Source organism: Natronomonas gomsonensis, from assembly GCF_024300825.1.
In the GTDB taxonomy this organism is placed as follows: Archaea; Halobacteriota; Halobacteria; order Halobacteriales; family Haloarculaceae; genus Natronomonas; species Natronomonas gomsonensis.
Genome location: NZ_CP101324.1, coordinates 19,914 through 32,978, shown reverse-complemented (window position 1 = coordinate 32,978; position 13,065 = coordinate 19,914). Strand labels below are relative to the sequence as shown.

At 57.5% G+C, this 13,065-nt stretch carries 17 protein-coding genes; 5 read left to right on the top strand and 12 right to left on the bottom strand.

Annotated elements, in window-relative coordinates; translation table 11 throughout:
• Window positions 1-2: 2 nt before the first annotated feature.
• The 6 genes from NMP98_RS19015 to NMP98_RS18990 form a co-directional block, all read right to left on the bottom strand.
• Window positions 3-251, bottom strand: coding sequence for a hypothetical protein (locus tag NMP98_RS19015; protein WP_049987855.1), 249 nt, complete (start codon window positions 249-251; stop codon window positions 3-5).
• Between the two features lie 203 nt (window positions 252-454).
• A complete protein-coding gene (gene xseB, locus NMP98_RS19010; RefSeq protein WP_096396452.1) occupies window positions 455-637 on the bottom strand; it encodes an exodeoxyribonuclease VII small subunit in 183 nt (60 codons plus the stop codon).
• Between the two features lie 2 nt (window positions 638-639).
• Entirely contained in the window at window positions 640-1,692 is a 1,053-nt protein-coding gene (gene xseA / locus NMP98_RS19005; RefSeq protein ID WP_254861402.1) for an exodeoxyribonuclease VII large subunit, read from the bottom strand.
• 177 nt (window positions 1,693-1,869) lie between these two features.
• The gene (locus NMP98_RS19000; RefSeq protein ID WP_254861401.1) at window positions 1,870-2,262 is read right to left on the bottom strand and encodes a DUF7522 family protein; all 393 of its coding nucleotides are present in this window, start codon (window positions 2,260-2,262) and stop codon (window positions 1,870-1,872) included.
• A gap of 83 nt (window positions 2,263-2,345) precedes the next feature.
• Window positions 2,346-4,628 (bottom strand): histidine kinase N-terminal 7TM domain-containing protein, encoded by a 2,283-nt coding sequence (locus NMP98_RS18995; protein ID WP_254861400.1) that lies wholly within the window; start codon window positions 4,626-4,628, stop codon window positions 2,346-2,348.
• Window positions 4,629-4,970: 342 nt separating this feature from the next.
• Window positions 4,971-5,138 carry a DUF1931 domain-containing protein gene (locus NMP98_RS18990; RefSeq protein ID WP_254861399.1) on the bottom strand — a complete coding sequence of 56 codons (168 nt, stop codon included), beginning with the start codon at window positions 5,136-5,138 and terminating at the stop codon, window positions 4,971-4,973.
• A 134-nt stretch (window positions 5,139-5,272) separates the two neighbouring features.
• Here NMP98_RS18990 and NMP98_RS18985 point away from each other — a divergent pair, with 134 nt between their 5' ends.
• Both NMP98_RS18985 and NMP98_RS18980 read left to right on the top strand, forming a co-directional pair.
• On the top strand, window positions 5,273-5,569 hold the full coding sequence (locus NMP98_RS18985; RefSeq protein ID WP_254861398.1) for a PadR family transcriptional regulator: 297 nt from the start codon (window positions 5,273-5,275) through the stop codon (window positions 5,567-5,569).
• Between the two features lie 68 nt (window positions 5,570-5,637).
• Window positions 5,638-6,525: a DUF8172 family protein gene (locus NMP98_RS18980; protein WP_254861397.1), complete on the top strand. Its 888-nt coding sequence runs from the start codon at window positions 5,638-5,640 to the stop codon at window positions 6,523-6,525.
• A gap of 320 nt (window positions 6,526-6,845) precedes the next feature.
• Here NMP98_RS18980 and NMP98_RS18975 read toward each other — a convergent pair whose 3' ends face one another.
• The 5 genes from NMP98_RS18975 to NMP98_RS18955 form a co-directional block, all read right to left on the bottom strand.
• Window positions 6,846-9,128, bottom strand: coding sequence for a heavy metal translocating P-type ATPase (locus NMP98_RS18975; RefSeq protein WP_254861396.1), 2,283 nt, complete (start codon window positions 9,126-9,128; stop codon window positions 6,846-6,848).
• 132 nt (window positions 9,129-9,260) lie between these two features.
• Complete coding sequence (locus tag NMP98_RS18970; RefSeq protein WP_004594582.1) at window positions 9,261-9,458, bottom strand: heavy-metal-associated domain-containing protein; 198 nt, start codon at window positions 9,456-9,458, stop codon at window positions 9,261-9,263.
• A 146-nt stretch (window positions 9,459-9,604) separates the two neighbouring features.
• Window positions 9,605-10,000, bottom strand: a complete 396-nt coding sequence (locus NMP98_RS18965) for a hypothetical protein (protein ID WP_004594583.1) — start codon at window positions 9,998-10,000, stop codon at window positions 9,605-9,607.
• A gap of 137 nt (window positions 10,001-10,137) precedes the next feature.
• Window positions 10,138-10,413 carry a DUF7521 family protein gene (locus NMP98_RS18960; RefSeq protein WP_004594584.1) on the bottom strand — a complete coding sequence of 92 codons (276 nt, stop codon included), beginning with the start codon at window positions 10,411-10,413 and terminating at the stop codon, window positions 10,138-10,140.
• A 3-nt stretch (window positions 10,414-10,416) separates the two neighbouring features.
• On the bottom strand, window positions 10,417-10,767 hold the full coding sequence (locus NMP98_RS18955; protein WP_096396448.1) for an ArsR/SmtB family transcription factor: 351 nt from the start codon (window positions 10,765-10,767) through the stop codon (window positions 10,417-10,419).
• Window positions 10,768-10,881: 114 nt separating this feature from the next.
• On the opposite strand from NMP98_RS18955, the gene NMP98_RS18950 reads away from it, so the two are divergent.
• Complete coding sequence (locus NMP98_RS18950; RefSeq protein WP_096396447.1) at window positions 10,882-11,442, top strand: DoxX family protein; 561 nt, start codon at window positions 10,882-10,884, stop codon at window positions 11,440-11,442.
• A 243-nt stretch (window positions 11,443-11,685) separates the two neighbouring features.
• Window positions 11,686-11,871 (top strand): SHOCT domain-containing protein, encoded by a 186-nt coding sequence (locus tag NMP98_RS18945; RefSeq protein ID WP_254861395.1) that lies wholly within the window; start codon window positions 11,686-11,688, stop codon window positions 11,869-11,871.
• Between the two features lie 11 nt (window positions 11,872-11,882).
• Here NMP98_RS18945 and NMP98_RS18940 read toward each other — a convergent pair whose 3' ends face one another.
• Complete coding sequence (locus tag NMP98_RS18940; RefSeq protein ID WP_095638030.1) at window positions 11,883-12,332, bottom strand: universal stress protein; 450 nt, start codon at window positions 12,330-12,332, stop codon at window positions 11,883-11,885.
• A 184-nt stretch (window positions 12,333-12,516) separates the two neighbouring features.
• Between NMP98_RS18940 and NMP98_RS18935 the strand changes: the two genes are divergently transcribed.
• Window positions 12,517-13,017, top strand: a complete 501-nt coding sequence (locus tag NMP98_RS18935; protein WP_004594590.1) for a CBS domain-containing protein — start codon at window positions 12,517-12,519, stop codon at window positions 13,015-13,017.
• Window positions 13,018-13,065 lie beyond the last annotated feature (48 nt).

The following is a 13,065-nucleotide window of genomic DNA, read 5'->3' as shown; positions in this document are numbered from 1 at the left end:
GGTTACTCCTCTGCGTCGTCGACGAGTGCTTTCAGATCAGCGTAGCGGTTGGTCTCGTCGACGATCTCGTCTTTCGTGTAGCCCTGTTCGCGGGCCCGTTCGAAGAGATCTCGAAGCTCGTCGGGGTCGACGTCGCGAAGCTCCATCTCATCTCGGAGGGCGCGGCGATAGAGGGCGGAACCGTTGATATGGCTGTTCCACGTCAGGTACAGATCATCGATGTCTTCGATGGTGACTGCCCGTGTGATCATATGTGCGGGGTGGGTATGCACCGGTTGAGCCCCGGTCCATGGTGGTGCGATAGCTAGAAGATCGGTATATGCTTTCTGGCCACCAACTGGCGCAAAAATCTAAAGTAAATTATAACCGGAGAGTTCGTTCACCTCGCAAAGGCACCGTTAACCAACAATGGGGTTAGATTCCGTTGACTGTTGGTTAAGACTGAAATCGCGCTCTACTCGAGTTCCACGACCTCTCCACGCCCGTTGTCGAGGATTTCTCGCACCTCGGCCAAGAGTTCCTGACCTTCCTCGTGGAGCCTTGTTCCTTCATCGAGGTCACACTCGTCCGCATCGAGCTGTTTAATGATTTCTTCGACACGGGCCAGCCGGTCGTGGATCTCTTGGTCGTTTGCCACGTTTAGATCACCCCCAACCAAAGCCCAGTGATGGCCAACAACAGCAACAGCAGCACAGCGATTGCGGCCTTGTAGTAGACCGGCGGGAGCCCCTCGGATGCGGCCGCCTCGTCGACTGCTTCGGCGAGTTCCTGTTCGTGTTCGTGCTCCTGCTGGAAGGTTTCGTACGCGGCGTCGAGTTGCTGGGCCAACGGCTTGACCTCGCCCGCGAAGAACTCCTCGCGGGAATTCACGATATACTCGCCGGCGGCCGTCGGCGTGATCGTTGCCACATCTGCGACCTGATCTGCGATTAACCGGTCATCGGTGTGCCCAATCGCGGTGACCACCGGGGTATTCGCGGTGAAGATCGCCTCCGCGACCCGCTCGGTGTTGAACGCTTGGAGGTTCGAATCGCTCCCACCGCCCCGACCGACGATGATGGCGTCGACGTCCTCCGAGCGGTCGAGATGGTGAATGCCGTTCGCGATGGATGTGGGCGCCTCCGACCCTTGGACGGTGGCGTCCTTCACCAAGATGTCGACGGTGGGGTCCTGCTCGTGGATCGCGTTCTGGATGTCATAGCGGGCATCGCCGCGGAGGGAGGTTACGACCCCAACCCGCTCTGGGAACGCCGGCGGGCGCTGTTTCTGGCCGTCGTCGAACCAGCCACGCTCTTCGAGTTCGCTTCGCAGTCGCTCAACGGCAGCCGCCTGGTCGCCGTCGCCGCCGACGATGATTTCCCACGGCTTGAGATCGATTTTCCCGCCCTCTGTCCAGTAGTCGATATCGCCCTCGAGGATGACTTCGGTCCCGTCCTCGAGGTCGGCGTCCATCTCCCGGTAGCGGTTCGCCCAAATCATACAGGGAAGCTCGGCCTCGCCGTCGGTGAGCGTGAAGTAGAGCGCCGTACTGTTCTTGTGGAGGTCAGTGACCTCCCCGATACAGCGGACGCCGTTGAGGGCGGGCGTGTCTTGGACGACCGACGCAATCCGGTCGTTCAGCTGTGACACGCTGAGGACCTCTTTCGCGTCGGGTTCGACCGCCTGCCGTTCGGTATCCGGTGCGTCCGCCATCTTCGTTTCCTAACTTCTGAACAGGAACCTCAAAAAGCTACGTTCGAGTGTTGGGGTTGGCTACGCTAAGTATGCCTACAGGTCGCGGGGCTGGACCGCCTTCAGATTGTTGACCCCCAAAACATCGGTCAGTAACAAACACTCAGATACGCTTACATCGATTCTTAAAACGACAACTCACCCCGATGACTTGGAGGGACGGACTCGTTTGAGACAGTCTGTGATGAAGGTCCCGAGGGTTTGCCCGACCCCGCTATTGAACGTCACGAAATAGCCCAAATTCTCGTCGACGACTAGCTGGATGACAAAGGCGTTCTCGAAGTAATGGACCGTTGCACGGGCATCCCCTAACGGGGTCTCGGTAGCCTCGACAGTTGCCAGCCGTTCGTGAACCTCGCGAGCATACTGAACGAGGTCATCAAACTGATCTTCATCATATTGTGCCTGCAAACCGTCCCGGAGATACGCTACCGTATACTCGTCACCAGAATACTCAACGACACTCCGAACGTCATCTCCCGCCCGCTCCCGGCAATAGGTGGTCAGTCGTTGCGCCGCTTCAGGGGGCATACCTTATGCTTGCAGGTGAGTCAATAAAAAGGACAATACGAGGTGGATGAAGATTCGTCTTAAAAAGACAGACTCGGGGTGGCTCAGGACTCGCCAGTAGGTTGATCGGGCGTCGCACGATCGTACACTGATTCTTGTTCAGTAAATTCGAAGCGTGCGCCACCCTCTTGGCTTTCGTGGAGGGCGACATCCCAGCCGTGCGCATCTGCAATCTGTTCGACAATCGCGAGTCCGAAACCAGTCCCATTCGCTGCCGTTGAATAACCGGATTCAAATACGGAAGACCGTTCGTCTTGGGGAATTCCCGGGCCGTCATCTGCGAGATAGAAGCCGTTTTCGAGTGTACCGACCGTAACCGTTACGTCCGCCCCGCCGTGCTCGACCGCATTGCGGAACAGGTTCTCGAACAGCTCCCGAAGTCGCGCAGGGTCTGCCTCGACAGCCGGAAGAGAATCGGCAATCGTCAGTGATGCATTTTTAGTCTCGACAGAGGACCAGGCCTGCTTGACGATCGAATCGAGGTGAACGGATTCCGTCTCGCCGATAGTGCGGCCCTCCCGGGACAGCGTCAACATATCCTCAATCAGGTCGGCCATCTTCGTGAGCGCCCGTTTGGTGGCCTCGAGATGTTCGTTCTCCCCATCTAACTCATCAGCGGCCAGCCGAACACGACCGTCGGCGACGTTGAGCGGGTTACGAAGATCGTGCGAGACGACGCTGGCGAACTCGTCGAGGCGATCGCGCTCGGCACGGAGTTCCTCTTCGACAGCCACGCGTTCGAGCGCTGTTTCAACGTGTGAGAGCAGCAAATCGATGATCTGGCGGTCCTGATCATCGAACGCACCAGGTCCCGTATCGAATGCCTGCAGCACCCCATACTCACCAACAGGCGCAGACAGCAAAGAGCGATATTCAGCATCGTGGGTTGGCGTTTCTTCGTTTGTCGTCGTATCGGCATTCGGGATTGACAGAGGGACCGAATGCGCCGACGGGGGATCGCTCTCGGAGGTATCCGCAGCCGCAGAGCGCGTGTGCGTCATATCATCGATAATCTCGATGCTTCCTTTCGAGTAGCTGTATCCAGCATATCCGGCATCGATCGGCATCGGTGAGCAGGTCTCTGAAAGATCGCCGTTCAGACTGGCTTGCGGCACGAAATACTCGTTTTCGACAGCGGAAATCCGGACATCGTCACAGGCGAGCAACTCACCTGCACCCGACACCGCCAGATCGTAGACCTCGTCAGTCGTATGGGCTGCAGCCAGTTTCTGAGCCACGGAATGGAGCTGTGTGAGTCGGGTGGATTGTTGTTGAACCTGTTGTTCAGCCTGTTTCCGCGCGGTGATGTCGTGCAACAGGATCGTATAACCAGTCTCATCCCCAGGTACGTCTTTAATCGGCGAGATCGTCACCTCGAACACGCGCTCATCAGCCCCAGCTGAGACGGTGAGCTCCTGTCGATCGGGGGGATCGGGGTCGCTCAACATCGCGTCAAGTTCCGGGATATACTCGGTCGCGGGAGTCCCGATGATCTCGTCACGGGGATCGCCAAACAAGAGACCAGCACTAGCGTTCAGATCGACAATCCGATGAGCGGGGTCGACGACGACTACCACCTCGTTCATCGCATCGAACGTGGTATCACGCGCCACCGGCGTCACGTCCATCCATTTAAATCGGATGAGACTTATGCCGCCTGCAAAGGCCGTCACGATGTTCGAGAGCGCCGCGATGTTGAGTCCTGGTAGTGGATTATTTTCGGTCACATAGAGGATCCCTGCTATCCCAGGGACCAGCGCAAAAATGAAGAGGACGCTAATCTGCCATCTGAACACGCCACGGGTATGAACGAACGTACTGGCTAGCAGCCCCAACGTCGCCAGTAACAGGCCGTTGGCGTAGATCATATATAGGCCGAATGCCGGGCCGTATGTGGTATCGAGAATGACGAGTGAATCGATCGTTGTAAGCTGAAACTCTTGATACACGAGATGGTGGGCGTCGTTCGTCACCAACAGGATCAGAAATCCGACAGCAAACACCCCAAGAGAACCGAACACCCGAGGCGTGAACCACCGGTCACGACCAGTGTACCAGAGGACATACCCGAACCAAATAAGCGGGAGTAAGACCACTCCAACAAACTCAAATCGAAGCCAGAAGAGCTTCCCTGACAGCGTTGTCGCAGAGAGCTGTAACGCATATGTAAAGACCCACTCAGCCCCCACCAACATCAGCAGCGACCCGAGGATCGTTCCGTGGGATTGCTGTCCCCGGCCTATCCACCAGAGATAGACCGAGAAAGATGTAAGCAGGCCTCCCGAAAGTAGCAGCGGGAGTGTGTAGGGAGTTTGTTGCCAGACCATTACGATGATTATTCCGTTCCCCTATACATCGGAGAGGGGGGATTAAAATACTATCCGGTAGTCACTTCCAAATCCACTGCTTAGCCATTTCATTATCCCGTTGAGATGCGTTTTACACAATCTCACAGCGGAGCCGAACCTGTTATAACGTCGGTGAGTCGAGAGCAAAATCCAGCTAAGTGACAATCACGGAGAGCGGTGGGGGTGGAGCGCGATTCGAAATAGCGACTGTCCAGCGGTAGTGGTGCTGTCGCTGTCGTTCCTGAACGTTTCTACCATCGTCCAGAGGAGAGGTTGGTTCTTTCGGAAAAGCACGTACGGGCCTCTCGGGAGATAGTACGCCTACAGGTCGCGGGGCTGAACCGTCTTCCGGTCGTTGGCCTCGGCACGCTCTGCGGCGTCGTCGAGCAGTTCGGCGACCTCTTCATTGAGGGCGTCGTAGAAATCTGCCGAGACGTTCTGATCCGAGAGTGCGTCCTTCACGGCCGCTTTGACGATTAGGTCAGACATTCCATCGCGAACTTCTCTTGTCCACCATATAAATGTTCGAAGTTTCCACGCGGGGTTCTTGCCCAGTCATACTGTATCCGCCTCTGAGTACCAGAGAGAACATATGCCACCCCTCAAAAATAGGGAACAGACGGATGCACGATCTAACTGGGTTCCAGCGGGACATCTTGTACGTGATCGCCGGGCTCGAGGAACCACACGGGCTCGCAGTAAAGGCCGAACTTGACGACTACTACGAACAAGAGATCAATCATGGGCGGCTCTATCCAAACCTCGACGACCTCGTCGGCAAAGGCCTCCTGAAGAAAGGTGAACTCGACAAACGGACGAATGTGTACACGGTCACACAACGCGGAGTGCGGGAGATCGAGGCGCGACGTGAGTGGGAAAGCCAGTATTTAGAGGACGTGAACGCACCCACACCGTCGTAGTACCAGGCAAATAGAACTCAATATAAAAACGGGACTGCTTTATCCACTTCCGACGAATACACAGTGAGATGGCTCGGCTCGTCTTCTATCACCACCCACAGGCCGAGAATTTCTCACTCAAATATAGCTCGGCATCGGTAGCAGAAATCCGGTCTCAACGAGAGCAATCCGACGAATCGACAAAACTCATCGGATACCCCTTCGAGACACCGGTCTATGTGCTCTACGAAGGCGATTCAGAGATCGAATCAGCCCAAGATATTGACTTCGATCAGGAATGGCTGAGTGACCGTATTCGTGACCTCCCCCGCCCTGGGCAAGTTGTCGCCTTCCGGTTAGTAGAATTGCTCGAAGCTGCTGTCGATGTTCGAGATGAGGATGAGTTTCGGCTCTACAAGGAGTTCGAACCGCAAAAGATCCAACAGGCACTCGATCACGTGTCCTGGGGAGCCCCACTTCCGACCGTCGCTGGAGAGGTGATGTCAAATTTGATCCTCCGCCATTCCCTCCCGAATGCGAATCATCGAACTGGCATCGCGATGCTGCAGTTCTGTATTGAGAGTGTGGACCCAGATTTTGAGATGCCACGAACGCACGTCGACGACGATTCCTGGCGAGAGTGGGTCGATCCCTATATCGTCGATTCCAAGCGGCTCATCACGGTCCGCCGGAACAACCTCCGTTTCAAGCAACTCGAAGAGCTGGACGTCGACCTCGTCGAACGGAAAGACGGGATCCAAATCCGATTAGCCGAGTTCGAGCTGGATATGCACTGGCGAGAAGCCCTCACAGAGTATGCTGGGCAGCACGAATCTCACTGTACGGACTTCGCGCAGGCAGTTCTCGAACGAGCAGGACGGGACGATCTACTTGACCGTCAAGGACCAACGAAACAAGAGTTCATCACGTATCTGGAGAACGGACTGGTCGAACGAGACTTCAGAGAAATGTTTTGATCAGTCGCGAAGCTCGGCGACCGACTGACCAACCTCACGGACGTGTTCACTTCGCTCGAGGTCGAGTTCCTCGGCGAGGTAGTCAACCGTCTCTTCGAGGCTCATATCGGAATAAAGTCCGTCTAACGGTATAAACCTAGTGCTGACGCAGCAGTGTCGCCCATCAGAGGAAGCGTTTGTGTATACCGAACTATACACCCTTCGGGAAAACTGTGGAACCGGTGACCGCATTGCGATACCCACCGAAATTACGCAGGTCGCCATCTGCTGTCCAGCAACCGAATTCAATTGAAAGAAGCTCCGAAGCGATCGGGAGCGTTTCAGTCTGCAGGTTGTGCGTCAGTCGCTGGTGTCCCGCTTGGAAGCTCGGGGATGGACAGGTCCACGCGGCGGAGCAGCTGTGCGTTGATGGCGACGATGACCGTGCTCAACGACATCAGGAGCGCACCCACAGCGGGGGAGAGCAGAATCCCGATCGGTGCCAAGACGCCTGCTGCAAGCGGAAGTGCGAAGACGTTGTATCCGGCGGCCCACACGATGTTCTCCTGCATCTTCCGGTAGCTCGCCTTACTGAGTTTCACGAGTCGCACTACATCCATCGGGTTGTTCTGCACGAGAATGACATCCGCCGACTGGACGGCGACGTCGGTGCCGCTCCCGATGGCGATCCCGACGTCGGCTCGCGTCAGCGCCGGCGCATCGTTTACACCGTCACCAACCATCCCCACGAGCTTCCCCTGGTCTTGGAGTTCCTGGACTTTCTCGTCTTTGTCTTCGGGGAGGACCTCGGCGAACACCGTGTCGATGCCCAGTTCGTCAGCGACAGCGTTGGCGACGTCCTGGGAGTCGCCAGTCAGCATCGCCACTTCGATTCCCAGATCGTGGAGGGCGTCGACGACGCGGAAACTCTCTTCACGGATTACGTCGGCCATCGCGAACGCGGCGATCAACTCACTGTCACGAACGAGATACACCACCGTTTGAGCGTTCTGTCCCGCCTCGTCAGCGAAGCGCTGGAGATGGGCGGGGATCTCGCTATCGAGCTGGGTCAACAGGTTCGGCCCACCGACGTACACCTCGTTTCCATCGACGTTTGCGCGAACCCCTCGCCCTTTGATCGCCTCGAAGGCGGTCGCGTCGGGAGTAGTTAGGTCTCGCTCGTCGGCGGCCTCGCGAATCGCTCGCGCGATCATGTGTTCGGAGTCACTCTCGACGGCTGCCGCCAGCCCGAGCGCGTCGTCCTCGTCGACGCCGTTGACGGTCGCCATATCCACGACGCCGTGTTCGCCCTCGGTAAGCGTCCCTGTCTTGTCGAAGATGATCGCGTCCAGATTCCGTGCGTCTTCCATCGCGATGCGGTCGCGAACGAGCATCCCGTTGCGAGCGGCGAGCGACGTGTTGATCGCGACGACCAACGGGATGGCGAGTCCGAGGGCGTGTGGGCAGGCGATGACGAGCACCGTCACGACTCGCTCGATGACGGTCGCGTCGAACGAGACCGCGACGGTCCACGCAATCGCCGTCACGACTGCCGCCCCGAGCGCGACGTAGAACAGCCAGCCTGCCGCCCGGTCGGCCAGTACCTGCGTCTTGGACTTGCTCTGCTGGGCTTCCTCGACGAGACGCATGATGCCCGCCAGCGTCGTCTCCTCGCCCGTCGCGCCAACACGGACGCGGAGACTACCATCGCCGTTGATGGTGCCGCCGATGACCTCGTCGCCAGGCTCCTTCGAGACGGGCTTGGACTCGCCAGTGATCATCGACTCGTTGACGTCCGAATCACCTTCCTCGACGGTGCCGTCAGCAGGGACACTTGCGCCCGGCCGGACGAGCACGAGATCGCCTTCCGAGAGCTCCCTGACGGGAACCTCCTCGGTTTCTCCGTCGTCGGTAATACGCTCGGCGGTGTCTGGCATCAGTTTCGCCAGTTCGTCGACCGCGCTGGAGGCCCGCCGGACCGACCGCATCTCGACCCAGTGGCCCAGCAGCATGATGTCGATCAGCGTGACGAGTTCCCAGAAAAACGCAGACTGCGTCGGGAAGACCACGCTCGCGAGACTGTAGACGAACGCGACGGTGATCGCCATCGAGATCAACGTCATCATCCCCGGCGACCGGTCTTTCAGCTCCGGCACCGCCATCTGGAGGAACGGCATCCCACCGTACGCGAAGACGATGACCGCGAAGACGGGGTTGATCCACTCGCTGCCCGGGAACGCGGGGACGGAGAACCCGAGCCACTCCTGCAGCATTTCGCTGTATAGCAGGACTGGGATCGACAGGAGCGTCGAGACGAAGAAGCGCCGGCGGAACATCTGCTCGTGGCCCTCGTGCATCCCGCCATGCCCCTCACCGTGGCCCTCATGGGAACCGTGGTCGTGTCCTTCGCCCTCGTGTCCAGCGTGCTCGTGCTGCTCGTCGAGCACCGTCTCACTCTCCGCAGCAGGGTGTGCCTCTTCTTCCAGTAGCTCCTGTTCTACCCGCTGCTCGTCCGACTCGGCGTCCGATTCATCCTGCTCGCCGTGTTCGTGCTGGTGACTGCTGTCGTCCTGCTGGTGTTCCCCTCCAGGGGGATTCTCATTTGTATCTTTGTGGTCGTCCATAGCCCATATTCTCTGTAGAGGTGGATCCGCTGGCCCCCTGAATCTTCCCCACTGAAACTGTACAGCAGGACCAGCGTAGCGAAGCTTCAAAGACAACGGTTGGCCGTTGTCTCGGAGTGGTCCGCGCGATTCTCAGGCGTAAGCGGTGTACCCGGCGTCTTCGACGGCCTCCACGAGAGCTGTGACATTTGCCTCACCATCGACGCTCGCCTGTTCGCTCTCCCTGTCGACGGTCACGTCAGTCACGCCGGATACCTCTTCGAGGGCCTCTTCGACCGTCTGCTCACAGTGACCGCACGTCATGCCTTCCACGATGATCGTCGTCGTCATACAGGGATACACACGGCCTCCTCTCTTTAGCGGATTTCCCCTTCGATCATACTGATATCGTGGGGCTCAAACTTTAGATTCAAAGTGATACCTGCGGCCGTAACGAACTAGACATCGGATGCGCCAGGTGTCAATAGCGAGGTGGCTCAAGTATCGTTGTGACGCTCTCTGTACGTCTTCGCCGCTAAAAAGACATAGAGTGCGCCGATAGCCCGAATGCCCAAGCGGAATCGCTCGTTCCATTCTATCGACTCTGGACGCTCGTACAGGAACGCGGTGGCAAATCTCTGATACAGGTCGGGAAATAAGAGGACTATCGCACCGAACACGCCGGTAAGATTCATCAGCAATGCGTATGCTCGCCCGTTAAAGAGTGAAAGCGCAGCTATCAGAACACCCTCCGACCGGACTGCTGGACGTATCCACCCTCTCACTGTTCCCTCGTCTGGATTCGAAATGGCGAGTTTCTCGAAGAGCTCGACGATTTCGTCCGGGAACAGCGCTGAGATAGCGCCGAGGACACCGACGAGTGTTCGAATCATACGATATGGTACGACCGATATGGATATAACTCCCACTGCGACGCTACACTATCGAGAACGAGGGGAGTCCGAACAGTAGCGGCTTCGAACCGGGCACGACGCGCAGAGGCCGCTTGTCGAATGGGCGTCCTGAATCCTTATGGATTCGGGGCATACAGGGCGTAGAGGATAGACAGCATCCCGGCTGCGGTGACGAGTGCTGCGACGAATCCTGCTTCGAAGATCGACACCTGGAGGAGTTCGAAGAGGACGCCTTCAAGGAGGCCGCCAAGCCCGACCAATGCGAAGCCGGCGGCGACGTACAGGAGTAACTGCGTGTGATGTCGTTGGTACCCGCGATAGGCCTGATATGCGATGACCAGTGCTAACGCGGTCGTGAACAGTTTGCCGATGACGAATAGCGTGTGGTCCATGATTCAGTCTCCCCGCATTTCCTCGAAGATGGTCGTAATCCGGTCGGCGGGGTCAGGCTGGATGTCGATCTGGACATCGAAGCCCTCTGCCTGGAGGAGGACTTCAATACGTTCGAGACGAGCCTCGTACTCGCTGTAGTGCCGTCCTCCGGGGTCGACGTGCGTATACTCTTCGAGGAGGCCCTGCTCGACGAGGCGGGTGACACGGCGCGAGACGGTCGGGCGTGACATGTCACATTCATCGCTGAGTTCCTTCGCAGACAGTCGGTCGGTCTTCGTCGCCACGAGGATGTCGCGAGCGTACTCGTCGTCGAGTGTAGCGAAGATTTCCGACGGGTCGGACTCCTCGGTCACACGTCTCTACTCGCGACAGGAGCGTAATATAGCCCGCCGATTTTCTGACTCAGAACGCCGGCTCGCCGTTATATCGTCTCTGCCTCCGTACTGATAGTTGAAGGTGCAATAACTATGTCCACACTCGACTCCGGCATGAATCAGCTCGAGAGCAGAGTCGGCGGTCTGACCGTCGGCGGGAAAGTTCACAGTCTCAGTGCGTGGTTCGTGCTCGCGCTCCGTCTCATGATGGGCTACGCGTTCGCGTACTCCGGGTTCACGAAGATCACCGGCGAGTTCGCCGCGGGCGGTTACCTGTCGAACGTCGCGGCGACGAACGGGAATCCGCTCGCGGGCCTGTTCGCGTGGATGGGTAGTACGCCGTGGTTCGTCGAGTTCGCGAACATCGCCGTCCCGTGGGGCGAGCTGTTCATCGGCCTCGGCCTGCTCGTCGGCGCGTTCGTTCGCCTCGCGGCGTTCTTCGGCGCGCTCATGATGCTCATGTTCTACTTCGGCAACTGGGACATGGGCCACGGGTTCATCAACGGGGACTTCGCGTACATGCTCGTGTTCCTCGCGGTCGCCGCGTTCGCTGCGGGCCGCATCCTGGGTCTCGACCAGTACATCGAACAGTACGAGATCGGCGGCGAAGCGCTCGTCGAGCGCTACCCCGCCCTCGAATACATCCTCGGCTAACCACGCCGAACTCTCTTCAGGAGTACAATAATGCAAAATCCAATTCAAGCACGCGGGATTCGTTCTCTGGGACTCATCGTCATCGGAGCACTGACGCTAGCCGTCATCATTGGAATGACTCTGACGCACGCTGCTGTTCCAGATACAGTGATGTGGGACTGGCATGACGGGATGTGGAATGATGGTCACATGGCCGGGTGGGGAATATGGAGCTGGGGGATGATGTTGATCGGTTTGCTGTGGATGGCACTTCTGATCGCCCTTCCCGTCTACATCGTCTACTGGCTGACAACGCGGTCGCCATCGGACGGCCCCACCGAGGATAGCGCACTCGCTGTCCTCCAGGAACGGTACGCTCGCGGCGAAATCGACGACGAGGAGTTCGAACGCCGGCGCGCCCGACTCACGCCTGACGGCGGCCGTTACTGACTGTTCTTCCCCTATTCGTCGACTTCCGTCTTCACGACGGTCGCTGGGCGGGTCGTCAATCGAAGGACGCGGTCGGTCACGCTTCCGAGCAAGGCCCGGTATTCTTCCGGCCGGTGTTTCGTTCCAAGTACAAGTAGATCCATATCTTCGACATCAGCATACCGTACAATCGTCTCAGCCGGTCGGCCGTGCTCAATTGCTTTGACAACATTGACACCGACCTCCTTCGCTTTATATTGGATGTCTGCGATTGTTTCCGTTCCAAGTTCTTCGAGGCCATGTTCTGGGCCCTCGGCTTCATCAACGTACTCGTCACCGCTGTATGCTGTTACGACGTCCTCATCGACTACATACAGAACATGAAGATCGGCATTATGGGCCTCTGCTAGCGCGATAGCATGGGATTCAGCTTCCTCAGAAGCAACTGTCCCGTCAGTCGAGAGCAAAACCGTATCGTACATTTCTCTTTACTTATTGAGACTAGATTATAAAAGCCAGCGCTCTTGGATAGTGGCGTAGCTGGTAACACTTTTTGTAACTTCACAAAGTTTGGAGATTGTCGTCTCTCAGGGTTGAAGAGTGGAGGATTTCTATGACGACCAGCTGATGCTAAGCTATTTCCTGTTATGAGTCGTACTGATTAGCATGGGTACCAGACCAACTGACCTCCGGATGGACATTGGTCGTATTGCTGATGAGTCGGTCGCCCGTGTCACGCCTGACGCCACGGTTGCCGAGATCGCTCACACGATGATCTCCCAATCGCGGTGTGCCAGGTACGTGGTCGTCGAAGAATCCGATCAGATCTCTGGTATCATCACCGACCGAGACCTGATTGCTAACCTGCTCACCGAGGAAAGCGAGTTAAGTGTGCTCACAGCCGAGACTAGTGGAGACGACGTACGAGCTGCTGACGTGATGACGCGTGACCCACTTACTGTGCCAGCAGATGCTGAGATTCCAAAAGTCCTGAGACAAATGAACGAAGCGGGTGCTCGACACGTCCCGGTTGTTGAAGACGGGAGCGTTATCGGGATGATCACTCTGGACGATTTAATTACGCATGTTGCTGGTGAGAGTGCACACGTTTCAGCTCAGATGGATAACGTAGCGGGCATCATCCGAACAGAGTCTACGCACGATTGAAACGCTAATTTGGACTCAAAGTTATTCGTGTTGCTTGTGCTTCCAGAA